General features: G+C 59.3%; 20 protein-coding genes, 2 pseudogenes and 1 riboswitch. Of the genes and pseudogenes, 11 read left to right on the top strand and 11 right to left on the bottom strand.

From position 1 onward, the window contains the following. The first annotated feature begins 70 nt into the window (after positions 1 to 70). Positions 71 to 2224, top strand: coding sequence for a phosphate acetyltransferase (pta, locus tag GWQ22_RS01550; protein WP_275929272.1), 2154 nt, complete (start codon positions 71 to 73; stop codon positions 2222 to 2224). Positions 2225 to 2746: 522 nt separating this feature from the next. On the opposite strand, the gene ilvN is transcribed toward pta, so the two are convergent. The 6 genes from ilvN to GWQ22_RS01520 form a co-directional block, all read right to left on the bottom strand. Next, positions 2747 to 3241 (bottom strand): acetolactate synthase small subunit, encoded by a 495-nt coding sequence (gene ilvN, locus GWQ22_RS01545; protein WP_042039370.1) that lies wholly within the window; start codon positions 3239 to 3241, stop codon positions 2747 to 2749. A gap of 91 nt (positions 3242 to 3332) precedes the next feature. Then, on the bottom strand, positions 3333 to 5051 hold the full coding sequence (locus tag GWQ22_RS01540) for an acetolactate synthase 3 large subunit (RefSeq protein WP_042039369.1): 1719 nt from the start codon (positions 5049 to 5051) through the stop codon (positions 3333 to 3335). Positions 5052 to 5439: 388 nt separating this feature from the next. Then, positions 5440 to 5592: a hypothetical protein gene (locus tag GWQ22_RS01535; protein ID WP_108537489.1), complete on the bottom strand. Its 153-nt coding sequence runs from the start codon at positions 5590 to 5592 to the stop codon at positions 5440 to 5442. Positions 5593 to 5628: 36 nt separating this feature from the next. Beyond that, positions 5629 to 6738 carry an MJ1255/VC2487 family glycosyltransferase gene (locus tag GWQ22_RS01530; protein WP_275929271.1) on the bottom strand — a complete coding sequence of 370 codons (1110 nt, stop codon included), beginning with the start codon at positions 6736 to 6738 and terminating at the stop codon, positions 5629 to 5631. Continuing rightward, a complete protein-coding gene (locus GWQ22_RS01525; RefSeq protein ID WP_275929270.1) occupies positions 6735 to 7238 on the bottom strand; it encodes a phosphatase PAP2 family protein in 504 nt (167 codons plus the stop codon). The genes GWQ22_RS01530 and GWQ22_RS01525 overlap by 4 nt, the downstream gene beginning before the upstream one ends. Positions 7239 to 7364: 126 nt before the next feature. Then, complete coding sequence (locus GWQ22_RS01520; protein WP_042039364.1) at positions 7365 to 7988, bottom strand: TetR/AcrR family transcriptional regulator; 624 nt, start codon at positions 7986 to 7988, stop codon at positions 7365 to 7367. A 410-nt stretch (positions 7989 to 8398) separates the two neighbouring features. On the opposite strand from GWQ22_RS01520, the gene leuA reads away from it, so the two are divergent. From leuA to GWQ22_RS01495, 5 genes are all read left to right on the top strand, one after another. Further along, a complete protein-coding gene (leuA, locus tag GWQ22_RS01515) occupies positions 8399 to 9973 on the top strand; it encodes a 2-isopropylmalate synthase (RefSeq protein WP_212513676.1) in 1575 nt (524 codons plus the stop codon). A gap of 2 nt (positions 9974 to 9975) precedes the next feature. Then, on the top strand, positions 9976 to 11061 hold the full coding sequence (gene leuB / locus GWQ22_RS01510; protein WP_275929325.1) for a 3-isopropylmalate dehydrogenase: 1086 nt from the start codon (positions 9976 to 9978) through the stop codon (positions 11059 to 11061). A gap of 33 nt (positions 11062 to 11094) precedes the next feature. Beyond that, positions 11095 to 12492 carry a 3-isopropylmalate dehydratase large subunit gene (leuC, locus tag GWQ22_RS01505; protein WP_212513675.1) on the top strand — a complete coding sequence of 466 codons (1398 nt, stop codon included), beginning with the start codon at positions 11095 to 11097 and terminating at the stop codon, positions 12490 to 12492. A 12-nt stretch (positions 12493 to 12504) separates the two neighbouring features. Next, a complete protein-coding gene (gene leuD / locus GWQ22_RS01500; protein WP_042039359.1) occupies positions 12505 to 13104 on the top strand; it encodes a 3-isopropylmalate dehydratase small subunit in 600 nt (199 codons plus the stop codon). Between the two features lie 118 nt (positions 13105 to 13222). Beyond that, the gene (locus GWQ22_RS01495; RefSeq protein ID WP_212513709.1) at positions 13223 to 14152 is read left to right on the top strand and encodes a transglutaminase domain-containing protein; all 930 of its coding nucleotides are present in this window, start codon (positions 13223 to 13225) and stop codon (positions 14150 to 14152) included. A 59-nt stretch (positions 14153 to 14211) separates the two neighbouring features. Here the strand turns inward: GWQ22_RS01495 and GWQ22_RS01490 are convergent, their stop codons facing one another. Continuing rightward, positions 14212 to 14502: a PilZ domain-containing protein gene (locus GWQ22_RS01490; protein WP_042039357.1), complete on the bottom strand. Its 291-nt coding sequence runs from the start codon at positions 14500 to 14502 to the stop codon at positions 14212 to 14214. 92 nt (positions 14503 to 14594) lie between these two features. Continuing rightward, a riboswitch (TPP riboswitch) is annotated at positions 14595 to 14685 on the top strand. 54 nt (positions 14686 to 14739) lie between these two features. Here GWQ22_RS01490 and thiB point away from each other — a divergent pair. The 5 genes and pseudogenes from thiB to GWQ22_RS01465 all read left to right on the top strand — a co-directional run. Further along, complete coding sequence (gene thiB / locus GWQ22_RS01485; RefSeq protein WP_275929324.1) at positions 14740 to 15720, top strand: thiamine ABC transporter substrate binding subunit; 981 nt, start codon at positions 14740 to 14742, stop codon at positions 15718 to 15720. Further along, a complete protein-coding gene (gene thiP, locus GWQ22_RS01480; RefSeq protein WP_275929269.1) occupies positions 15717 to 17336 on the top strand; it encodes a thiamine/thiamine pyrophosphate ABC transporter permease in 1620 nt (539 codons plus the stop codon). Before thiB ends, thiP begins: the two co-directional genes overlap by 4 nt. Then, the gene (gene thiQ, locus GWQ22_RS01475; protein ID WP_275929268.1) at positions 17323 to 18024 is read left to right on the top strand and encodes a thiamine ABC transporter ATP-binding protein; all 702 of its coding nucleotides are present in this window, start codon (positions 17323 to 17325) and stop codon (positions 18022 to 18024) included. The genes thiP and thiQ overlap by 14 nt, the downstream gene beginning before the upstream one ends. A gap of 26 nt (positions 18025 to 18050) precedes the next feature. Next, positions 18051 to 18185: pseudogene (locus tag GWQ22_RS01470) on the top strand (thiamine ABC transporter ATP-binding protein); the annotation flags it as partial. Positions 18186 to 18211: 26 nt separating this feature from the next. Then, positions 18212 to 18340, top strand: a pseudogene (locus GWQ22_RS01465) (thiamine ABC transporter ATP-binding protein); the annotation flags it as partial. 83 nt (positions 18341 to 18423) lie between these two features. Here GWQ22_RS01465 and GWQ22_RS01460 read toward each other — a convergent pair. From GWQ22_RS01460 to GWQ22_RS01445, 4 genes are all read right to left on the bottom strand, one after another. Next, positions 18424 to 19794: a PhoH family protein gene (locus tag GWQ22_RS01460; RefSeq protein WP_108537500.1), complete on the bottom strand. Its 1371-nt coding sequence runs from the start codon at positions 19792 to 19794 to the stop codon at positions 18424 to 18426. A 210-nt stretch (positions 19795 to 20004) separates the two neighbouring features. Beyond that, positions 20005 to 20688 (bottom strand): NrdJb, encoded by a 684-nt coding sequence (locus tag GWQ22_RS01455; protein WP_108537501.1) that lies wholly within the window; start codon positions 20686 to 20688, stop codon positions 20005 to 20007. A gap of 10 nt (positions 20689 to 20698) precedes the next feature. Then, positions 20699 to 22846, bottom strand: coding sequence for an adenosylcobalamin-dependent ribonucleoside-diphosphate reductase (locus tag GWQ22_RS01450; protein ID WP_275929267.1), 2148 nt, complete (start codon positions 22844 to 22846; stop codon positions 20699 to 20701). A 247-nt stretch (positions 22847 to 23093) separates the two neighbouring features. Beyond that, the coding region (locus GWQ22_RS01445) for a transposase (protein WP_275929266.1) at positions 23094 to 23633 on the bottom strand (540 nt) is incomplete at its 5' end.

Genomic DNA, 23633 nt, shown 5'->3' with positions numbered 1-23633 from the left:
TTTCGCTGTAGAGCAAGGCCGCCCCAGGGCGGCCTTTTCCTGATCCCAAAAAATGAACAAGGGGTATTAAGTGGCACGCACTATTATGCTTATCCCGGTCGGCACTGGTGTCGGCGTAACTTCCGTGAGTCTTGGCGTTGTCCGCGCCATGGAACGTCACGGTGTCAATGTCAGCTTCTTCAAACCGGTCGCTCAGCCACGTCCGGATGAAACCGGTACCGAGCGCTCCACCGCCGTGATCCGCGCCGCTGCCAACATCAACCCGCCCGAGCCGTTCGCCCTCTCCTACGCCGAGAACATGATCACCTCCAGCAATACCGACATCCTGCTGGAAGAGATAGTGGCCCGCTTTGAAGAGCACGTGAAAGCGAGCGGTGCCGAGGTGCTGGTCATCGAAGGCATGGTCCCGGCCGACAAGCAGCCGTTTGCCAACAAGCTGAACTACGACGTCGCCAAGGCGCTGGATGCCGACATGGTGTTCGTGACCCATCCGGGCAATGACTCCAGCCAGAAGCTGAAAGAGCGCATCGAGCTGGCCTGCTCCAACTTCGGTGGTGTCAGCAATCCCCGCATCGTGGGCTGCGTCATCAACAAGGTTGGTGCACCGGTTGACGAGCACGGCGTGACCCGCCCTGACCTGACCGAGATGTTCGAGGCGCACCACCACGCGTCTGAAGCGGCTCATAATCTGGAAGTGCTGCAGGTGTTCGGCAAGAGCCCGCTGCGCATCCTGGGTTGCATCCCCTGGAATACCCAGCTGATCGCCCCCCGTGCCAAGGATCTCGCCAAACACCTGGCTGCCAAGATCCTGCACAAGGGTGAGCTGGACAGCCGTCGCCTGCAAACCGTGACCTTCTGTGCCCGTTCCATCCACAACATGGTTGAGCACTTCCGTCCGGGCAGCCTGCTGGTGACCTCCGGCGACCGTTCCGACGTCATCGTCTCCGCCTGCCTCTCCGCCATGAACGGCGTCAAGCTGGGCGCGCTGCTGCTGACCGGCAACTATCATCCGGAACCGCAAGTGCTGGCCCTGTGCCAACAGGCCATGGCCACCGGCCTGCCGATCATGATCACCGGCACCAACACCTGGCAGACCGCCGTCAGCCTGCAAAACTTCAACGTCGACATTCCGGAAGATGACCGCGAGCGTATCGAACTGGTGCAAGACTATGTGGCTGGCCACATCGACAAGCACTGGATCGAGTCGCTGACTGTCAGCTCTACCCGTTCCCGTCGTCTGAGCCCGCCGGCATTCCGTTATCAGCTGACCGAGCTGGCCCGTCAGGCCAACAAGCGCGTCGTGCTGCCGGAAGGTGAAGAGCCTCGTACTATCAAGGCTGCCGCCATCTGTGCCGAGCGTGGCATCGCCCGTCCGGTGCTGCTGGGCAACCCGGAAGAGATCCGTCGCGTCGCCGAACAGCAGGGCGTGGTGCTGACCGACCGTGTCGAGATCATAGATCCGCTGGAAGTGCGTGAGCGCTACGTGCCGCGTCTGGTCGAGCTGCGCAAGAACAAGGGCATGACTGAAGTGGTTGCCCGCGAACAGCTGGAAGACAACGTGGTGCTGGGCACCATGATGCTGGAGCGTGGCGAAGTAGACGGCCTGGTATCGGGCGCGGTACACACCACCGCCAACACCATCCGTCCGCCGATGCAGATCATCAAGACAGCCCCGGGCTCTTCCCTGATCTCCTCCATCTTCTTCATGCTGCTGCCTGATCAAGTGCTGGTGTACGGCGACTGTGCGATCAACCCGGATCCCACTGCCGAGCAGCTGGCCGAGATCGCCATCCAGTCCGCCGACTCCGCCGCTGCCTTCGGCATCGAGCCGCGTGTCGCCATGATCTCCTATTCTACCGGTACCTCTGGCGCCGGTGCCGATGTAGAGAAAGTGCGTGAAGCGACCGAGCTGGCCAAGGCCAAGCGCCCCGACCTCATCATCGACGGCCCGCTGCAGTACGACGCGGCCATCATGGAGAACGTGGCCAAGTCCAAGGCACCGAACTCACCGGTTGCAGGTAAAGCCACCGTGTTCGTGTTCCCGGACCTGAACACCGGTAATACCACCTACAAGGCGGTACAGCGCTCCGCTGATCTGGTCTCCATCGGCCCCATGCTGCAAGGCATGCGCAAGCCGGTCAACGACCTGTCCCGTGGCGCCCTGGTTGACGACATCGTCTACACCATCGCCCTGACCGGTATCCAGGCAGCTCAGGCCGAGTAATCGACTTTCAGCCTGCCCAGTGAAAAACCCGCCGAGAGGCGGGTTTTTTTATGGTCGGCGGGCAATATGTTGATCTGCAAGATCACATCAGGATCCTGACCGGATCCCCATCCTCATCACCAGCGCCGGCCAGGCAAGGGGGAGAAGATAAGCAAACACTCACACCCGCCAGAGCCGATTGCACAATTGCCCCCCAGCAGAGATCAGATCAAAATACCCCTTTAAGATCAGCTAACTAACACTAGACACACCGCTAATCTACAGAGTTTTCCACAGCTTTTGTGGATAGTTTACTGATCATTTGAAAGAAAATGACAGACTCGCACTTCCCCCTGGCTCGCCTTGCGCCGGTGAAAAGGGCTCCGCAGCGCCCCTCTGAACAATCGTCCCATCGGCGTCACAATCAGGGGAGCAGTGCCTTGTCCACTTGGGAGAGATCACGCACCGTCTACCTTGACCTTGAGGAATAACAAAGGGGCTCCGAAGAGCCCCTTTTCGACAACCGTCTCATCCGCGTAACAATCAGGCGCGCAGTGCCTTGTCCGCCCGGGAAATGCCGCAGACCCCGGAGCGCACCACCTCGATGATCTCGTTAGTCTGCGCTGCGGTCTTGATAAAGGCATCCAGCTTCTCACTAGTACCCACCAGCTGTACCGTGTACTGTTCCGGGGTCACATCGACGATCTGGCCACGGAAGATGTCCGCCAGCCGTTTCAGCTCGTCGCGAGCCCCACCGCTGGCGCGCGCCTTGATCAACGCAATCTCCCGCTCGATATGCTCCCCTTCGCTCAAATCGCACACCTTGAGCACGTCCACCAGCTTGTGCAATTGCTTCTGGATCTGCTCCAGCACCCGCTCGTCACCCATGGTGACTATGGTCATGCGCGACAGGGTGGGATCCTCGGTAGGCGCCACCGTCAAGGTCTCTATGTTGTAGCCGCGCTGGGAAAAGAGACCTACCACGCGACTCAGGGCGCCGGATTCGTTCTCCAGCAGTACTGAAATGATATGCCTCATCAGGTTCTCTCCGTCTTGCTCAGCCACATCTCGTCATTGATGGAACCAAACTTGAGCTCCATGAGTACGACCGAAATAATGTGTCCCATTGTCAGGTCCTCTCCGTCTTGCTCAGCCACATCTCGTCCATGGCACCAAACTTGATCTGCATCGGGTAGACATGCTCATCCGGATCGACCGAAATATCCATGAACACCAGCCGATCCTTCATGGCGAAGGCCCTCTCCATGGCACTCTCCAGCTCGGCCGGATCGCTCACTGCGATGCCGACGTGGCCATAGGCCTCCGCCAGCTTGACGAAGTCGGGCAGGGATTCCATGTAGGAGTGACTGTGACGGCCGCCGTAGAACATCTTCTGCCACTGCTTGACCATGCCAAGGGCACGGTTGTTGATGGAGATGATCTTGATGGGCACACCGTACTGCAAACAGGTGGAGAGCTCCTGGATGTTCATCTGCACCGAGCCGTCACCGGTGACGCAGCAGACCACTGCATCCGGGTTGGCAAACTGGGCGCCCATGGCGGCCGGAATGCCAAAGCCCATGGTGCCGAGGCCACCCGAATTAATCCATTGGCGCGGCTTGGCAAAGGGGTAGTAAAGCGCGGCAAACATCTGATGCTGACCCACGTCTGAGGCGACGAACGCCTCCCCCTTGGTCACCTTGTAAAGCGCCTCTATGACTTGCTGCGGCTTGATCAGGGTGGGGTGGGTCTCATAGGCCAGGCAGTTGCGAGAACGCCACTGGGCGATCTGGCTCCACCAGTCCGCCAGCGCCTGCTTGTCGTTGTCAAAGCCACACTCGCGGATCACGTCCAACAGCTGCTCCAGCACGGTTTCCACCGAGCCGACGATGGGTACATGGGCCTGCACCGTCTTGGAGATGGAGGTGGGATCTATGTCGATGTGCACTATGGTGGCGTTGGGACAGAACTTGGCCACGTTGTTGGTCACCCGATCATCGAAGCGTGCACCCACGGCGAAGATGAGATCCGCGTTGTGCATGGTCTTGTTCGCTTCGAAAGTGCCATGCATCCCCAGCATGCCGATGCACTGCGGATGGGTGCCGGAGAAGACACCCAGCCCCATCAGAGTGGTCGTCACCGGCAGGTTTAACAACTCGGCCAGCTTGGTTACCAGATGTTCCGCATTGGCATTGATGGCACCACCGCCCACGTACATGACGGGGCGCTGCGCCTCCACCAGCAACTTGGCGGCCCGCTTGATCTGGCCCTTGTGTCCGGCCTTGGTCGGATTGTAGGAGCGCAGGGATACCGACTCGGGATACTGGTAGGGGAACTTCTCTTTCGGATTCTGCACATCTTTGGGCAGATCCACCACCACCGGCCCCGGGCGGCCGCTGGCAGCTATGTAGTAAGCCTTCTTGATGGCCTCGGGAATATCGCTGGCTTTCTTGCACAGGAAGCTGTGCTTCACCACAGGACGGGAGATGCCGATCATGTCGGTCTCCTGGAATGCATCCTCCCCGATCATGCTGGTCGGCACCTGGCCGGACAGGATCACCAGAGGGATGGAGTCCATGTAGGCGGTCGCGATCCCCGTGATACAGTTGGTGGCGCCGGGACCCGAGGTCACCAGCACTGTGCCCACCTTGCCTGTGGAGCGGGCGTAGCCGTCCGCCATGTGCACCGCGGCTTGCTCGTGCCGCACCAGGACATGTTCCATCTTGCCGTTTTCAAAGAGAGCGTCATAGATGTCGAGCACTGAGCCACCAGGGTAGCCGAAAACATGCTCAACTCCCTGATCTTCCAGCGCTCTAACCACCATCTGGGCGCCTGATAACATCTCCATGATAAAGCCCTCCAGGCTTTGCTCCGTTAAGCGAAAGCTATCGACAGTCCGCTGCTTCCCGGCAGCGCCGGCCCGTGTCTTGTTGTTGTCTGAATACGGGCCAGGCGAGTTCGGTGCCGTCGATAGTAGAAAAATAGGTTTTTTCCATCATTCACCCCAAAAGCGGGTGAAAAACCAACTTAACCCGCTTATGAACGCTTGTCCACGGCTTTGTCTGACCATAACAGTCATAAATTTCAAACAGCTATTAACATTCAGTGACTTAATAAGACGTGTGGGAACAATGCGGGGAAGATCCGAGACTGGCTAGCGGATCATGCTGTCACCATGAGGGAAACGAGAAAAAATAGCCCGCCTCTGGGGGCGGGCCGTCAAGCAGAACATAGACTTACTGTTCGTCTTCCGGCTCCGCCAGCCAGATCTGCTGATCAGGATCCGTCTCTTCGCAGACCGAGATGCTGACCCCCATGTCCAGCAATTCGTGCAGGGTCAGATTGTCTGCCAGGTTCATGGTGTCGCCGTTTTCATTGGTAAAGCGCATTGTGTCCATCCTCTCCTTGGTGGGATCACTTTCAGTCTAGTCAAAGGCGCTCACTTGCGATAACCAACCGCGATTGAACGGACATCCACCTTCCAGCTCACTCAACCGGTCACACACCTCTTCCGGAAACAGGGTGCGAGCCCACAGTCGGCGTGACAGCTGGACCACGCTCTCCTTTGCCCCAGCCGCAAGCCAGCACGCCAGTTCGCCGGCCACATCGGGATAAAAGATCGGGCCCGGGGCCGAGGCATCCAGCCAGGCCCGCACCGCATTGGCATCGAGCGTATCCATCAACCGGGCCAGCCCCATCAGCTCCAGTGTCTTGCCGTTGGTCAGCTGTTCGAATTGCCCCCCCAGCGGCTTGACCAACAGCTTTTTGCCAAGCGTCAGCGCCTCCGAGGAGAGCTCGAAGCCGCCGTTGGTGATGACACCACGACAACCCGCCAGTAGCTGCTTGAAGCTTTCCCGCGCCTGCGGCTCGAAACGTATGTTGCGCCACTGACTGGCGCTGCGAATGGCCGGGTGAAAGCAGACGAAGCGCTGCTGGTTAAAACGCGACAACAGGGCCGCTATCGCCTCAGTCTGCTCAAACGGCAGATAGACCAGGATCTGCTGATTGTCGGGGGCCTGGGCGATGGGATCTATGATGGGCGGCAGCAGCGGCTGGCCGAAGTGAAACCAGTGCAGTCCGAGGGACTGGCGGACCGGCGCGAAGTAACGCATCAGCTGGCGGTTGAAGCCGCTCTCGCCCCAACGCGGGATAGGCCAGTCGAAACTGGCCTGATGGCTGATGGTGAGGCTGGGTTTGTCCCAGCGACGGGCAGCATGGGCACTGAGCGGCTCGAAGTCGCTGATCACCAGATCGTAATTGCGGCAATCTAGGGCCCGCATGTCCCGCCAGAAGCGCAGGGGCAAGAGCCCCTTGAGGGTCCGCCAGCCCGAGATGGCACCTTCCTGACTGACAAAAGTGATGCCAGCGAAGGTACGATAATCGCCAAACTCGGCCATCTCAAAATAGCCGTCGGCGGGGCGACCGCTGAACAGGTAGTCGACCTCAAGCCCACGGGCGCGCAGCGCCCGCGCCAGGGTGCGACTGCGGCTGATATGGCCGTTGCCGGTGCCTTGCACGCCAAACAGTATCCTCATGGATGGCTCCAGCTGAGCGCCAGCACGGCGCAACCGCCACCCAGCAGGGCCCCCGCCACCAGATCACTCAAGTAGTGCACCCCTAGCAGCAGCCGTGACGCCCCCACCAACGCAGCCCAGCCAAACAACAGGGGCGCCCAGAGCGGAAAGCCGGTGGCCAGTATGGTGGCCATCAGGAAAGCAGCTGCGGTATGGCCAGAGGGCAAACTGTAACGATCCGAGGGGGTGATGAAAACCGGCAGGCCTCTCGGGCGCTGGCGTTTCAGCACGTTCTTGAGCAGCAGATAGAGCGGCAGTTCGATGGCGAAGGCAAGCAGGGTCCCCCTCACCAGCTCACGCTCTGTCTCCCCCTGCCACCAGAGCAGCGCAGCCAACACGGCGTAGAGCGGGCCATCACCGGTGCGGGAGATGAGTCGGCTGATCCTGGCCTGCGGCCGGTTGTAAGCGTGGAGCAGGCAGATGCGGCACACCTGCAGGTCCCATTGCTGGATCTTGTTCATCACCCCTCCTTCCCTGAAGTCCCTATGCAGGCTAGGGCGGAGAGGTGACACTTGGTTGACGGTCAGATAACAGATTGATGAAAAAAGGGCCGAATGACCCTTTTTTACGGCAAGCATGGAAAATGATCAGTTCAGGGCGCCGCGCATGCCATTCTCCATCAGCCGGCAGTTGTGATCCGCCAGACGGGCCATGAAGTGTTCATCCACGGTCAGGCCAAACACCTGTTCGTAAAGATCTTTCATCACGAACGGCTGCCACATCATGCTAAGGAAGGAGATCTTCAGCATCTCGGGATCCAGGTTGTCACCCAGTTCACCGTTGCTCTTCATGGACTCCAGCAAGGCATCAAACTGGGGCAGTTGGCGCTCCAGCAGACGATTCAGCACAAAATCCCGCCCCGGGCTCTTCTCGGTCGATAATGCGCTGGAGATGGCGGAGGTCAGTTCGCTGTTGGGGGTCATCACCTGATAGTAGGTGTTGAGCAGATCATTGAGGCTACGATTACTGGTCTCATCATGCCAGGCTTGGTCCAGCGGCTCGGCGACATCGCCCAGCACCGCTTTGTAAAGCCCCTCTTTACTGCCGAAGTAGTAGTGGATCATTGCCAGATTGGAGCCAGCCAGCTCGGCGATCTCGCGGGTAGTGACCTTGCTGTAGGGTGTATTGAGAAAACGCTCACGAGCAGCGGAAAGCAACTTGTCACGAATGTCAGAACGCCCGACCGGACGACCAGGTCTACGTTTTTCCATTGAATACCTCAGATAATTCAGCAAAAACTGATAAGTCGATCTGATTGCGCAGATGATCTAGTACAGCAGGAATGACCAGATAATCGGGCAAGGGCCGAATATGGGACAAGTAAATTTGCACTCCTTTACAATCCGATTAAATAAACCAGCGGATTGAACCTGTGAGTCCGGGTTGACACAGCATAAAAATCTCGATATTGGTAGGAGCGTTATCGACTGGAAGGATTGAGTCATCATGCCTATTGCCGCTTCGCTACTACTACTACTCTCCCTAATCGCGACCAGTCGCGCGGGATCCTTGTAGCCGGGCTCAGGCACAGCCGGAATTTACAAAAACCCGTGCACCCTGCACGGGTTTTTTTATGCCGCCGCAGGGTGCACATTACCGAACTGAGGAAGAGGGAAGTCACATGTCAGATAGGGTCATCATATTCGACACCACTTTGCGTGATGGTGAGCAGGCCCTGGCGGCCAGTTTGACAGTCAAGGAGAAGCTGCAGATAGCCCAGGCGCTGGAGCGGCTCGGTGTCGACATCATGGAGGTGGGATTCCCGGTCTCCTCTCCCGGCGATTTTCAATCGGTGCAGACCATAGCCCGCCACATCAAGAACAGCCGGGTCTGCGCCCTGGCCCGCGCCCTGCCCAAGGATATCGACGCCGCCGGCGAAGCCCTGCGGGTCGCGGAGGCCTTTCGCATCCACACCTTCATCTCCACCTCCTCCATCCATGTGGAGAGCAAGCTCAAAAAGAGCTTCGAGGATGTGTTGGAGATGGGCATCAGCGCCATCAAGCATGCCCGCCGCTACACCGACGATGTGGAGTTCTCCTGCGAAGATGCAGGGCGCACCCCGATTGATAATCTCTGCCGCATGGTCGAGGCCGCCATCAAGGCGGGCGCCCGCACCATCAATATCCCGGATACAGTGGGCTACACGGTACCGACCGAGTTCTCCGGCATCATCCAAACCCTGTTCAACAGGGTGCCTAACATTGATCAGGCCATTATCTCGGTGCACTGCCACGACGACTTGGGCCTCTCGGTAGCCAACTCCATCGGCGCCGTGCAGATGGGGGCCCGCCAGATCGAGTGCACCATCAACGGCATAGGTGAGCGGGCCGGCAACTGCTCGCTGGAAGAGGTGGCGATGATCCTGAAAACCCGCGCCGACCTGCTCGGGGTGCACACCAACATCCGCCACAGTGAAATTCATCGCACCAGCGCCCTGGTAAGCCAGCTGTGCAACATGCCGGTGCAGCCCAACAAGGCCATCGTCGGCGCCAACGCCTTCTCCCACAGCTCCGGCATCCACCAGGATGGAGTGCTCAAGGCGAAAAACACCTATGAAATCATTACCCCCGAGAGCATTGGCCTGACCCAAAACAACCTCAACATGACCTCCCGCTCCGGTCGCCACGTCATCAAGCACCGGATGGAGTCCATGGGCTACGCCGAGAGCAGTTACGATCTCGACGACCTCTACGGCAAGTTCCTGACCCTGGCCGACAAGAAGGGGCAGGTGTTCGACTACGACCTGGAAGCGCTGGCCTTCTTCAGTCAGATCCACGAAGAGCCCGAGCATTTCAAGCTGCAGTATCTGGGCGTGCAGAGCGGCAGCTCGGTGCTGGCCACCGCCTCGGTGAAATTGGAAGTGGGTCAGGAGACCATCAGCGAAGCGGCCACCGGCAATGGCCCTGTGGATGCTGTCTACCAGTGCATCAATCGCATCACCGGCTATGAGATCCGCATCGACAAGTACGAACTCAAGGGCAAGGGCGAAGGCAAAAATGCCCTCGGCCAGGTCGACATAGTGGCCGAATACAAGGGCCGAAAATTCCACGGTATGGGCCTGGCCACCGACATCATAGAATCCTCGGCCCAGGCGTTGATCCACGTGATCAACAGCATCTGGCGCGCCGATCAGGTGGCCGAACAGATGGAACGCAACGTCACAAAAACAGACAAGATCAATACGGAGAGTGTGTGAGTATGAGCAGTTATCGGATCGCAGTATTGCCGGGTGACGGCATTGGCCCGGAAGTGATGGTCGAAGCCGTCAAGGTGCTGGAAAAGGTGCAGGCCAAGTTCGGCTTCGCCTTCGAATATGATCGCCACGATGTAGGCGGCATCGCCATCGACAACCACGGCACCCCGCTGCCACAAAGCACCATCAAGGGCTGTAAAGCGGCTGATGCGGTGCTGTTCGGCTCGGTCGGCGGCCCCAAGTGGGAGCACCTGCCGCCGAACGATCAGCCTGAGCGTGGCGCCCTCTTGCCCCTGCGTGCCCACTTCAAGCTGTTCTGCAACCTGCGTCCGGCCCGCATCTATACCGGTCTGGAGCAGTTCTCCCCCCTGCGGGCCGACATCTCCAATCGTGGCTTTGACATCGCCTGCGTGCGCGAGCTGACCGGCGGCATCTACTTCGGCCAGCCCAAGGGGCGAGAGGGCGAAGGGGCAAACGAGAAGGCGTTCGACACCGAGGTGTACCACCGCTTCGAAATTGAGCGCATCGCCAAGATTGCCTTTGAGTCGGCTCGTGTGCGCCGTGGCAAGGTCACCTCCATCGACAAGGCCAACGTGCTCGCCTCCTCCATTCTGTGGCGCGAAGTGGTGACTGACGTCGCCAAGTCCTACCCGGATGTGGCGCTGAACCACATGTACATCGACAACGCCACCATGCAGCTCATCAAGGATCCGTCCCAGTTCGATGTGCTGCTCTGCTCCAACCTGTTTGGCGACATCCTCTCTGACGAGTGCGCCATGATCACCGGCTCCATGGGGCTGCTCCCCTCCGCCAGCCTCAACGAATCGGGTTTCGGCCTGTTCGAACCGGCCGGTGGTTCGGCCCCCGATATCGCAGGCAAAGGGATCGCCAACCCCATCGCCCAGATCCTCTCTGCCGCCCTGATGCTGCGTTACAGCCTGGGCCAGGAGGCTGCCGCACAAGCCATCGAACAAGCCGTGGCCCAGACCCTGGCAGAGGGTTACTTCACCGCAGACCTGCACCAGGCCAGCGCCCGCTATCCGGTACAGAGCACCTCCGAGATGGGCAGTCAGATCGCCGCCCGGATCTGAGCCGCATAACAGATAACAAGGAAGAGAGAAGCAATGGCCAAGACCCTCTATCAGAAAGTATTCGACGCCCATGTGGTGCGTGAAGTGGCAGGCGAAACGCCGCTCATCTATATCGACCGCCACCTGGTGCATGAAGTGACCAGCCCGCAGGCATTCGATGGCCTGCGCGCCATGAACCGCCAGCTGCGTCGCCCGGATCTGACCTGGGCCACCATGGATCACAACGTCTCCACCACCACCAAGGACATCGCCGCCTCCGGCGAGATGGCCCGCATCCAGATGGAGACGCTCGCCGACAACTGCAAAGAGTTCGGGGTTCGCCTCTACGATCTCAACCACAAATACCAAGGGATAGTCCATGTGATGGGCCCCGAGCTCGGCATCACCCTGCCCGGCACCACCATCGTCTGCGGTGACTCCCACACTGCTACCCACGGCGCCTTCGGCTCGCTGGCGTTCGGCATCGGCACCTCCGAGGTGGAACACGTGATGGCGACCCAGACCCTGAAACAGGGCCGCGCCAAGACAATGCGCATTTCGGTCAACGGCAAGCTGAGCGATGGCATCAGCGCCAAGGACGTGGTGCTGGCCATCATAGGCAAGGTTGGCCATGCCGGTGGTACCGGCTACGTGGTGGAATTCGCTGGCGAGGCCATTGCGGGCCTCTCCATGGAAGGGCGGATGACGGTGTGCAACATGGCCATCGAGCTGGGTGCCAAGGCGGGCATGATAGCCCCTGACCAGACCACCATCGACTACATCCGTGGCAAGGAGTTCGCCCCCAAGGGGGAATCACTGGAGCAGGCCATCGCCTACTGGCAGACCCTCCAGAGCGACGACGGCGCCCACTTCGATGCCGAAGTGGTGCTCGACGCCGCCGACATAGCGCCGCAGGTGACCTGGGGCACCAACCCGGGACAGGTGATCGCCGTCAATGAACCCATACCTGCACCGGAATCCTTCGCCGATCCGATGGAGCAGCAGTCCGCCCGCAAGGCGCTAGCCTACATGGACTTGCAGCCGGGCCAGAAGCTCACCGATGTCGCCATCGACAAGGTATTCATCGGGTCCTGCACCAACAGTCGCATCGAGGATCTGCGCGCCGCCGCCGCCATCGCCCGTGGCCGTAAAGTGGCCACCGGGGTACAGGCACTGGTGGTGCCAGGCTCCGAGCAGGTCAAGGCCCAGGCCGAGGCCGAGGGACTGGACAAGATCTTCATAGACGCAGGCTTTGAGTGGCGCCTGCCCGGCTGCTCCATGTGCCTGGCCATGAACAACGACCGGCTGCAACCCGGGGAGCGCTGCGCCTCCACCAGCAACCGCAACTTCGAAGGGCGCCAGGGCCGCGCCGGCCGCACCCATCTGGTAAGCCCGGCCATGGCTGCCGCCGCCGCCATCACAGGTCATTTCGCCGACATACGCGCACTGTAAGAGGGAGTTAACATGACAGGTTTCAAGCAACACAAGGGGATCGTCGTCCCCCTCGACAGCGCCAACGTCGACACCGATGCCATCATTCCCAAGCAGTTTTTGCAGAAGGTGAACCGCATCGGCTTTGGCAAGCACCTGTTTAACGACTGGCGCTTCCTCGACGATGCCGGCGAGCAACCTAATCCCGAGTTCGTACTCAACCAGCCACGCTATACCGGTGCCAGTATCCTGCTGGCGCGGGAGAACTTCGGCTGTGGTTCCAGCCGCGAGCACGCCCCCTGGGCACTGGCGGATTACGGCTTCAAGACCCTGATAGCCCCGAGCTTTGCCGACATCTTCTACGGTAACGCCATCAACAACGGTCTGGTGCCGGTGCGCCTGAAAGAGGAAGAGGTAGAGGCGCTGTTCCAGCTCGTCGCAGCCAACCCCGGCCTGCAGATCGAGGTGGATCTGGAGGCCAATCTGGTGCGTGCCGGTGAGCTCAGCTTCGGCTTCGAGATCGACGAGTTTCGCCGCTACTGCCTGCTCAACGGGCTGGACGCCATCGGCCTGACCCTGCAGCACGAGGCTGCCATCAGCGCCTTTGAGGCCAAACAGCCCAGCTGGATTTGACCCGCCAGCGGCAATAAAACAAGTAGAATCAACAGGGAGCTTCGGCTCCCTGTTTTACTGTCTGCCACGCTTCCCACTCAGGGTCACCGAAACCGAGCCCGCACCACAGGAAAGGATGATGAAGAGACCGACGGCAATCCCTCTGCTTTGTGCCCTGCTGCTGGCCCTGCCTGCGGGCGCCAGTCAAACCAGCTTCAACAACAGTCTCGGTCAGATCAACGTCGGCTGGCAGGATAGCGAAGGCAAGCCCCAACAGCTTACTTACCGGCTCGAACAGGGCAAACTGCCGCCGCTTATCGCCTATCGCCCCGCCAGGATGCAGGAGGAAGTGTTGCAGGTGTTGTTGCGGGAGGTGCGCAAAAACTATCCCGAGGTACAGTTCACCCTCACCCGCCCCACGCTTGAGCTGCATCTGAAAAGTCGCAATCAGGACAAGGCTCGCGAGGCCATGGCCTGGCTGGAGTCACAACGGAGCAAGGAAGAACAGGCGTGGCTGACCAAGTACTATTTCCAGTACTTCACTCCCCCTGACGGGCAACTGGCGGTCAAGCAAGATCATGTGCGCATTGCACTGGAGAGCCGCAGCGGGCTGGCACCGTTGGCAGAGCAGTTGCAACAACAAGGAGCAACCGAAGTCGAAACACGCCAGAAAACCGTGGCCCATATGCTCACCTTTATTCAGAGCATTCCCTACCAGCAGTTGGATAACCAGAGCGGACGGCAAGGCAAAGGATTTCTGTCCCCCCGCCAGGTGTTGGAGCAAAATAGAGGGGACTGTGACAGCAAGGTAACCCTGATGGCGGCCATGCTGGCCCAGCTTTTTCCGGAACTGAAACAGGCCATGGTGTTCGTACCCGGCCATGCCCTGCTGGCCGTTGATCTGTCCGCCAAGCCGGGGGATGTGACCCTCAACTGGCAGGGTCAGAACTACCTGCTGCTCGAGCCCACAGGCCCCGCCACCTTGCCTGCTGGCCAAATCGCATCGACCAGCAAAACGCTGGTCGATAGCAAACAGTTAAGTGTGCAACCGGTTCAGGCCAACAAGTGAACCTGTAGCACTCAGGCTCGCACTGTTAACAATGGCGGCCGATTGATTGGATCGCCGGTTTAAGTCACGGGTAGAAACTCTATCGCCAACAGCAAACCTGCCTCTTCCTCCAGTACCCGAATGATACGGGCCTGCGCTTCGAAAGGGGGCAGCAGGTTGTTGTGCGTGGCCAGGCTGACCCGGATCGGCAGATTGATGTCGAGCTGGTGTTCAGATACCGCGATCCCCATGCCGTTGGCACTAAGATCCCGACAGATCCCCTCCAGCACCTGCTGTTGCTGAACGACGGTGACGGGGGCGTTGATTATCATGCGCTGGAAGGCGCGTCTTTCCTTGGTACTGGTGATCACACGAACATCCTCTGTTGTGCTGACGCTATCTCGATGGCCCGCAGGAACAATTGTGCTGGCCTCCCCCCAAGAACGTTAATACAATGCGGTTCGTTTCTCAAACGGGGTGCGGTTTACCGCTGAGATTATACCCGTGTACCTGATCCAGATAATGCTGGCGGAGGAATTTGAGGCATGGCGCTCATTTTTTGCGCCCTCATCCGCTGGCACCTCATCATTAACAGGGAGTGCCACTTGATGAAAACCCTGCTGCTGGTTGCCACCAGCCTGCTCAGTACCCAGGCCTTCGCGGCCGACACCCTCACCGTTTATACCTACAGCTCCTTCACCGCCGATTGGGGACCCGGTCCCAAGATCAAGCAGGCGTTCGAGAAAGAGTGCGGTTGCAACCTCAACCTTGTGGCGCTGGAAGACGGCGTCGCCATCCTCAACCGGCTGCGGCTGGAAGGCAAACACAGCAAGGCCGATCTGGTGCTGGGGCTGGATGATGCTCTCATCAGCGAAGCCAAGCAGAGTGGTCTGTTCGCCCCGCATACCACCAGACTGGATGGTATCAAGGTGCCGGGCGGCTGGCAGGATGACACCTTCGTTCCCTATGACTACGGCTACTTCGCCTTCGTCTACAACCAAGACAAACTCAAAACGCCTCCCAAGAGCCTGAAAGAGCTGATAGAACGCCCGGATCTCAAGGTGATCTACCAGGATCCACGCACCTCTACCCCAGGGCAGGGGCTGATGCTGTGGATGAAGTCGGTCTACGGGGATGAGGCGCCGGCAGCCTGGGCGGAACTTGCCAAGAAAACGGTCACCGTCACCAAGGGCTGGTCAGAAGCCTATGGCATGTTTCTCGATGGGGAAGCGGACATGGTGCTCTCCTACACCACCTCCCCTGCTTACCACCTGATTGCCGAGAACAAGCCCCAGTATCAGGCTGCCGCCTTCGAGGAGGGTCACTACCGTCAGGTGGAAGTGGCCGCCAAGCTGAACAGCGCGACACAGGGCAAGCTCGCCGACCAGTTCCTGCAATTCATGATAAGCCCCGCCTTCCAGAATGAGATCGCCACTGGCAACTGGATGTATCCGGTAACAGATACACCGCTGCCCAAGGGCTTTGAACAGATGATCACAGTGACCAAGCCGCTGGCCTTCAGCGCAGATGAGGTGGCCGCCAATCGCAAACACTGGATCCGCGAGTGGTTGCAAGCCGTCACCCAGTGAGCCGTCATCTGAAACCACAAGCTCGTCCCCTCTGGTGGCTGCCGGGTAGCGCAGCCACCCTGTTGATCCTGCTGTTATCCCTGGGGCCGCTAGTCGCCCTGCTATGGCAGGCCGGTTCGCTGGCCCCCCGCACCCTGCTGGCAGACCCTTACCTGCGCCATGTGCTGGGCTTCAGCCTGGGGCAGGCGCTGCTCTCCACCCTACTGAGCCTGGGGCTCGCCATTCCGGTGGCAAGAGCGCTGGCGCGGCGCCGTTTCATTGGTCGCCCCCTGCTGCTCAAGCTGTTTGGCCTCTCGCTGGTGCTGCCAGTCATCATCGCCATCTTCGGCATAGTGGCGGTTCACGGCAAACAGGGCTGGCTGTCGCAGCTGCTGCGCGGCCTGGGGCTGGATCCCGGCAACTACCTGTACGGCCTGTTTGGCATACTGTTGGCCCACGTCTTCTTCAACATGCCACTGGCGGCGCGCCTCATGCTGCAGAGCATAGAGAGCATACCGGAATCGAGCTGGCGTCTCGCCAGTCAGCTGGGCATGCGCTCCGCCCACATCTTCCGGCTGCTGGAGTGGCCTATCATTCGTGGCATCCTGCCGGGGCTTGCCAGCCTCATCTTCATGCTCTGCTTCACCAGCTTCACCACTGTGCTAGCGCTGGGGGGCGGGCCCAGATCCACCACCTTGGAGGTGGCCGTCTATCAGGCGCTGCGCTTTGATTTCAACCTCGCCACCGCGGGCGGACTGGCGCTGGTGCAGCTGTTCCTGACCGCTACCCTGCTCCTGCTACAACACAAGCTGCAGACCACGCCGGCCAGCCGGATCAGCAACCATCGCCCCTGCCTGCGACCGGATCGTCACCAGCCGGGTACCAGGCTGATAGACAGTGCTGCCCTCATCCTGGGACTCGCCGTCTTCCTGCCACCGCTATTGGCAATCCTGGTGGCCGGTTTCAATCCCGGCCTGCTGACGGCGCTGGCCTCGACACAGCTGTGGCAGGCCAGCGGTCAGTCGCTGTTGATCGCACTGGCGGCGGGCACCCTTGCCACCCTGCTCGGCAGCGGCCTGCTGCTCACCAGCCGTCACCTCAAGGTTCGCACCCACCAGCGGCGGGCCGCCGCCCTGTGGGAAGCCAGCGGCTCCATGATCCTGATGATACCGGCAGTCGTGCTCTCCACCGGCCTCTTCATCATGTTCATGCCTTTTACCGATGTCTTTGCCCTCGGCCCCTGGCTGGTGGTGCTGGTCAACGCCCTGATGGCACTGCCCTATGTGCTGCGCACCCTCTCAGCCCCCATGCAGCTGGTGGTGCACCAGTACGATAGACTGGCCGACAGCCTGGGAGTGCGCGGTCTGCATCGCCTGCGACTGGTGGAGTGGCCCCTGCTGCGCCGCCCGCTAGCACTGGCCATGGCGCTGTCGATGATCCTCTCGCTCGGAGATCTCGGTGCCATCGCCATGTTTGGTAGCCAGAAGCTCACCACCCTGCCCTGGCTGCTCTATCAGCAACTCGGCAGTTACCGGCTGACCGAGGCGGCCGCCACCGCCCTGCTGCTGCTTACGCTCTGTTTTTCCCTGTTCTGGCTGGTAGAACGCGGGCTTGGAGGAAAAAATGCTGAACATTGATACGCTTGCCACCAGCTACCCCGATTGGCGAGTCAGCTTCAGCGCGACCCTGCCCAAGGGAGAGATCACCGCGCTGATAGGGCCAAGCGGGGCGGGCAAGTCGACCCTGCTCGGCATGATCGCCGGATTCGTGCCGGTGGAGTCCGGCACCCTCAGCTTCGATGGCAAAGATCTGCTGCCGTTGGGACCTGCCGAGCGGCCGGTCACCACCCTGTTTCAGGATCACAACCTGTTCCTGCACCTCTCGGTGTTCGACAACATCGCTATCGGTCTGCACCCTGGCCTGCGTTTGAGCCCTGCTCAGCGGGCGCAGGTAAAACAGGCCGCAGAGCGGGTCAGCCTTGGCGGCATGCTGGCACGCCTGCCGGAGCAGCTCTCCGGCGGCCAGCAACAACGGGTCGGGCTGGCCCGTGCCCTGGTGCGAGGCAAGCCCTTGCTGCTACTGGATGAGCCCTTCTCGGCCCTCGATCCCGCCCTGCGCCGGGAGATGCTGGCGGAGGTAGCCAGACTCGCCTGCGAGCAGAGCATTACCGTGTTGATGGTCTCCCACAATCCAGAGGATGCTCAGCTCATCGCCGATCAGGTGCTGTTCGTCGATGAGGGGCGCATCGCCCTGCAAGGCAAACCCGACATCCTGCAAAACAGCGATCATCCCGGGTTGTTGCGCTACCTTGGTCGTGCTGGCTAACAAGCTGATGGTCTCCCCCTATCATGCCGGAGAATACCCAGCTCATCGCCGATCTGGTGCTGTTCGTCGATGAGGGGCGCATCGCCCTGCAAGGCAAACCCGACATCCTGCAAAACAGCGAGCATCCCGGGTTGTTGCGCTACCTTGGTCGCGCTGGCTAACAAGCGGATGGTCTCCCCCTATCATGCCGGAGAATACCCAGCTCATCGCCGATCAGGTGCTGTTTGTGGACAAGGGGCGCATCGCCCTGCAAGGCAAACCCGACATCCTGCAAAACAGCAATCACCCCGGCCTGCTGCGCACCCTTGGGCAATGACCCTGGGGCGCTGAGCCGGCAACGGGATCAAAAAGGGGAAGCCACTTGGCTTCCCCTTTTTCATAGGAAGATAGTCAGGTAAATCAGAGGTTTTCCTCGGCGAAGGAGGCGAGCTTGCTGCGCACCACCCCGTTCAGGAAAATGTTGGTACTGCCATCGAAATCCTTGAAACGCTCGACTATGTAGGTCAGACCCGAGGTCACCGGACTCAGGTAGTTGGAGTCGATCTGTGCCAAGTTGCCGGAGCAGACAATCTTGGTCCCCTCACCGCAACGGGTGATGATGGTCTTGATCTGGGATGCGGTCAGGTTCTGGCACTCATCCAGCAACACGAAGGTGTTCTGGATGCTGCGCCCACGCATGAAGTTGACCGATTTGAACTGGATATTGGCCTTTTCCATGATGTAGCTCAGCGAGCCGCTCATGTTCTCGTCCTGCTTGTGCAGCACCTCCAGGGTATCTGTCACCGCCGCCAGCCAGGGCATCATCTTCTCTTCTTCGGTGCCAGGCAGGAAGCCGATGCTCTCTGCAATTTCCGGGGTATTCCGGGTGACGATCACCTTCTCGTAAATCCCCTTCTCAATGACCAGCTCCAGCGCGGCCGCCATGGCCAGCAGGGTCTTGCCGCAACCGGCCGGACCGGTCAGGATCACCAGATCGATGTGTGGATCGAGCAAGGCATCCAGCGCCATCCCCTGATAGACGTTCTTGGGGTGTACACCCCAGGCCTTACGGGACATCAGCCGCTCACGGCCCAGATCCTTGATACGGATCTTGTGGCCATCATTGCTCAAGACTCTGGCGGCGAAGAAGTTCTCCTCGTCGAGCAGGTACTGGTTGACGTGTACCCCCTCCAGCAGGTTGGCATCGATCACATGGACGGTATCACGGCCATGGGTCTCGCTGTCACACTCGCCGACCCGCTCCCAGAAGCTGCCGGGTACCACCTGAAAGCCTTTGGCCAGCAGACGGATATCATCGATCAGCTGGTCGCTGCGATAATCCTCGACATGCGCCAACCCGGCACCCTTGGCCTTGAGGCGCATGTTGATGTCCTTGGTGACCAGCACCACCTGACGCTTCAACTCGTGCTTTTGCAGATAGAGGGCTGCGTTGATGATGCGGTTATCGGCCTCTTTATCGGTGAACACCTCGGCATCCTGAGGCAGATGGTGGTCACTGAAGATACAGACATTGCCACTCGCCTCACCCGCCAGCGGTACGCCTTGGGTGATCTGCTCGGGCGTTGCATCGCGGAACACATCTTCCAGCGCACGAATAGCCACCCGGGCGTCGCGGCTGACATCCTTGTAGCGATCCTTAATGTTGTCGAGCTCTTCCAGCACCGTCATGGGGATGAGCACATCGTGCTCTTTGAAGGAGTAGATGGCGAGGGGTTCGTGAAGCAGAACGTTGGTATCCAGGATAAACAGCTTTCGGTCCGTGTTGTCCATAAGCATCCTCCTTGGCACTGAAGGTGCCACGTGTGTGAATCTCAGATGTCATTGAAACCACACGAGCGTGACAGATTTATTACCCCCAACGCTACGCCCGATTTTACTATCACGCAACAAATCGCTTGAGTAGCAAGATCGTTCGAACAAAAAAGCAGCAATAAAAAAACCGGCACTGTGGCCGGTCTTGTCAAAGTTAACAATAGCTTGTCAGCCGCACTTGGAATCACCGCAGTTGAGACAGGTCATACAGCCATCCTTTTGCACCAGTGCCTTGGTGCGGCACTTGTAGCAGAGCGCTGCACTGGCCGGGAAACCACTGCCGGCCTGCTGTTCTTCTGCCTGTTGCTGAACCTGCAGTTCAGCCTGTTTCTCGGCCAGAAATGCCTGCTGATGCTCATCCAGTCCCGGCAATTTGATCATGCCGATCTCGGTGAGATGGGTCTCGATCACGTTGCCAATTTCGGCGATAAGGGAGGGAACATACTTGCCCTTGTTCCAATAGCCACCCTTGGGATCGAACACGGATCTCAGCTCCTCCACCAGGAAGGTGACATCCCCCCCTTTGCGGAACACGGCAGAGATGATGCGGGTCAGCGCAACTATCCACTGGTAGTGTTCCAGACTCTTGGAGTTAATGAAGATCTCGAACGGGCGGCGGGTCTCATGCACCGTGCCCTCATTGAGAATGATGTCGTTGATAGTGATGAACAGCGAGTGCTCGGATACATGCTCCGGCGTCTTCAGCTTGTAGGTGGTGCCCATCAGCCGCTCCGGGCGTAGCACGGTTTCATGCATGTGCACTACGTCATCCTGCGGGGACAGGTCTTCTTGCGGCTCATCCCGGGTTTTCACCTTGTAGGCGACGATTTTCTTGTCGATCTTCTTGGCCATAATGTCGTTCTCAGAATTTACCGTAATAGCCTTCTTTCAAGGCGTCGTAGAGGTTGGCGGCAGTGTGCAGCTCACCATCGTATTCGATCTCTTCGTTCCCCTTGACGGAGACGACGGAGCCATCTTCCAGGGTGAACTCGTACTGAGTGTTCTCCAGATCCTTCTCCTTCACCAGCACGCCCTGGAAGGCCTCAGGATTGAAGCGGAAAGTGGTGCAGCCCTTGAGCCCCGAATCCGAGGCATACATGTAGATGTCCTTGAACTGCTCGAACGGGAAATCGGTCGGCACGTTGGCGGTCTTGGAGATGGATGAGTCAATCCAGCGCTGAGCCGCCGCCTGAATGTCCACGTGCTGGGCCGGCGTGATGTCGTCAGCGGTGATGAAGTACTCCGGCAGACGGCTGGCGTCATCATCCGTGTAAGGCATGGCCGCCGGGTTCACCAGCTCGCGGTAGGCAAGCAGCTCGAAGGAGTAGACGTCCACGCTCTCCTTGCTCTTCTTGCCCGGCTTGATGACGTTGCGGCTGTAGTGATGGGCAAAGCTCGGTTCGATACCGTTGCTGGCATTGTTGGCCAGCGACAGCGAGATAGTGCCGGTCGGCGCGATGCTGCTGTGATGAGTAAAGCGGCCACCGGCTTCGGCCAACTCGGCGACCAGCGCAGGATCCACTTCTGCGACCTGCTGCATATAGCGGCTGTAGCGCGCGTGCAGCACCTTGCCCTTCACCTTGTCGCCAACCTTGAGGCCATCGGCCACCATTTCCGGACGCAGCCGCAACATCTTGCCGGTCACCTCGAACTCCTGCTGCATGATGGGGGCCGGGCCCTTCTCCTTGGCCAGACGCAGCGACTCCTGCCAACCAGTCATCGCCAGCTCCTGAGATACTTGCTCGGTAAACGCCACGGATGCCGCAGAACCGTACTTGATCTGCAGCATAGTGAGGGTCGAACCAAGACCAAGGAAGCCCATGCCATGACGGCGCTTGGCTGTGATCTCCTCGCGCTGCTTGGGCAATGGCAGCTGGTTGATCTCCACCACGTTGTCGAGCATGCGGGTGAAGATAGCCACCACCTTGCGAAACGCCTGCCAATCGAAAGCCGCTTTTTCAGTAAAAGGGTCGCGCACAAACTTGGTCAGATTGACCGAGCCGAGCAGGCAGGCACCGTAGGGTGGCAACGGCTGCTCGCCACAGGGATTGGTGGCGCGGATCTCTTCACAGAACCAGTTGTTGTTCATCTGGTTGACCTTGTCGATCAAAATGAAACCGGGCTCTGCATAGTCGTAAGTGGAGGTCATGATGACATTCCACAGCTTGCGGGCAGGCAGGGTCTTGTAGACCTTGCAGGCGACCTGCCCCAGCTCGTTGAAAACAACCCCTTCCTTGTTGGGCCAGTCAGCCCAGAGCGCCTGAGCGGGATCGTCCAGCGCAATGCCATCCTGCGCCACCTCTTTGGCTGTGTAGGGAAAGATCAGCTGCCAGGGGGCATTCTCCTTCACCGCCTTGACGAAATCTTCGGTGATGAGCAGGGAGAGGTTGAACTGGCGCAGACGACCATCTTCCCGCTTGGCCTGGATGAACTCGATCACATCGGGATGACGGATATCCATGGTGCCCATCTGTGCGCCACGGCGACCACCGGCTGACGAGACGGTGAAACACATTTTGTCGTAGATATCCATGAAGGAGAGCGGGCCGGACGTGTAAGCACCTGCACCGGAGACAAAAGCGCCGCGCGGGCGCAGGGTCGAGAAGTCATAGCCGATACCGCAACCGGCTTTCAGGGTCAGGCCAGCCTCATGCACCTTGCCGAGGATATCGTCCATCGAATCTTCAATGGTACCGGAGACAGTGCAGTTGATGGTTGAAGTGGCAGGCTTGTGCTCAAAAGCCCCCGCATTGGAGGTGATACGGCCAGCCGGAATGGCCCCATTGCGCAGCGCCCACAGGAACGGCTCAAACCAGGCCTCCGGTTCCAGCTCCTGCTCTGCCAACGCACGGGCTACCCGCTGGTAAGTCTCATCAATAGAGCTGTCGATGGGAGTGCCATCCTTGCTCTTGAGGCGATACTTGCTATCCCAGATCTCGAGGGACGTTTCCTGCAGGGGGATAAGGCGGGAGCCAAGCTCACTCTCCAGCACCGGGTTCGATTTAGCCATTTTCAATCAACCTTATGTGAATGCATCAACATCATGACAACAGCACAAAACACAACAAATAGTGCCATGTAAAATAAATAACACAATATATAGTACACCTAATGCCATGAGGGCGCCGATTCTAACCTAAAAAAATGCCCCGGCCAGCAGATTTCTGGGCCAGGGCACTTAACCGATTAATTTTCTGAGAAATTTAACACTCAGAGATAGATCAGGAGCTATTGTCAAATCTGGTGTATGGCGTCGGTCAGGCGGCACTCCTGTCTGACTCCTCCAGCACCTTTACTCCGTCCTTGAATTTCACGTTGTTCGCTACCAACGTCAGCAGCGCAAATCCCTTGAGTCGCTTCCACTTCTTCTGGGCCACTTCAAGCAGCTTGTAAACCATCGCCAGCGTGGTCTCCCGAGACCCGCAGTTCCGCGCTCTCTTGCTTCGTAGCCTGACCGTCGAAAACGTCGACTCTATCGGGTTCGTCGTCCGGATATGCACCCAGTGCTCCGCCGGAAAATCATAGAACGCCAGCAGCTCCTCCCGGTCTTTCGTCAGCTTCTCCATCGCCTTCGGGTACTTCGCTTCAAACCGCACCAAGATCCGTTCAAACGCCGTGTGCGCTTCATCCCTTGTCTCGGCCATCCAGATTTCATGCAGCGCATCCTTGACCTTGGGATGCACTGATTTGGGCAACGCTGCCAGTACGTTCGCAGTCTTGTGCACCCAGCATCGTTGATGGACCGTGTCCGGGTAGCACTTGGCCAGCGCTCGCCAAAAACCCAGGGCGCCATCACC

The organism is Aeromonas sp. 1HA1, assembly GCF_029237385.1.
GTDB classification, from domain to species: Bacteria; Pseudomonadota; Gammaproteobacteria; order Enterobacterales; family Aeromonadaceae; genus Aeromonas; species Aeromonas popoffii.
Note: the sequence above shows the minus strand (reverse complement) of the source record. Positions and strands in the feature narration are given on the sequence as shown.

Bases quoted from the DNA above. Each gene is read 5' to 3' on its own strand.
- leuD (WP_042039359.1), top strand. From the start codon at position 12,505: ATGACAGGTTTCAAGCAACACAAGGGGATCGTCGTCCCCCTCGACAGC.
- GWQ22_RS01450 (WP_275929267.1), bottom strand. From the start codon at position 22,846: ATGGCTAAATCGAACCCGGTGCTGGAGAGTGAGCTTGGCTCCCGCCTT.
- leuB (WP_275929325.1), top strand. From the start codon at position 9,976: ATGAGCAGTTATCGGATCGCAGTATTGCCGGGTGACGGCATTGGCCCG.
- GWQ22_RS01525 (WP_275929270.1), bottom strand. From the start codon at position 7,238: ATGAACAAGATCCAGCAATGGGACCTGCAGGTGTGCCGCATCTGCCTG.
- GWQ22_RS01520 (WP_042039364.1), bottom strand. From the start codon at position 7,988: ATGGAAAAACGTAGACCTGGTCGTCCGGTCGGGCGTTCTGACATTCGT.
- GWQ22_RS01460 (WP_108537500.1), bottom strand. From the start codon at position 19,794: ATGGACAACACGGACCGAAAGCTGTTTATCCTGGATACCAACGTTCTG.
- GWQ22_RS01540 (WP_042039369.1), bottom strand. From the start codon at position 5,051: ATGGAGATGTTATCAGGCGCCCAGATGGTGGTTAGAGCGCTGGAAGAT.
- ilvN (WP_042039370.1), bottom strand. From the start codon at position 3,241: ATGAGGCATATCATTTCAGTACTGCTGGAGAACGAATCCGGCGCCCTG.
- GWQ22_RS01495 (WP_212513709.1), top strand. From the start codon at position 13,223: ATGAAGAGACCGACGGCAATCCCTCTGCTTTGTGCCCTGCTGCTGGCC.
- GWQ22_RS01455 (WP_108537501.1), bottom strand. From the start codon at position 20,688: ATGGCCAAGAAGATCGACAAGAAAATCGTCGCCTACAAGGTGAAAACC.
- leuC (WP_212513675.1), top strand. From the start codon at position 11,095: ATGGCCAAGACCCTCTATCAGAAAGTATTCGACGCCCATGTGGTGCGT.
- thiB (WP_275929324.1), top strand. From the start codon at position 14,740: ATGAAAACCCTGCTGCTGGTTGCCACCAGCCTGCTCAGTACCCAGGCC.
- GWQ22_RS01530 (WP_275929271.1), bottom strand. From the start codon at position 6,738: ATGAGGATACTGTTTGGCGTGCAAGGCACCGGCAACGGCCATATCAGC.
- leuA (WP_212513676.1), top strand. From the start codon at position 8,399: ATGTCAGATAGGGTCATCATATTCGACACCACTTTGCGTGATGGTGAG.
- GWQ22_RS01535 (WP_108537489.1), bottom strand. From the start codon at position 5,592: ATGCGCTTTACCAATGAAAACGGCGACACCATGAACCTGGCAGACAAT.
- thiQ (WP_275929268.1), top strand. From the start codon at position 17,323: ATGCTGAACATTGATACGCTTGCCACCAGCTACCCCGATTGGCGAGTC.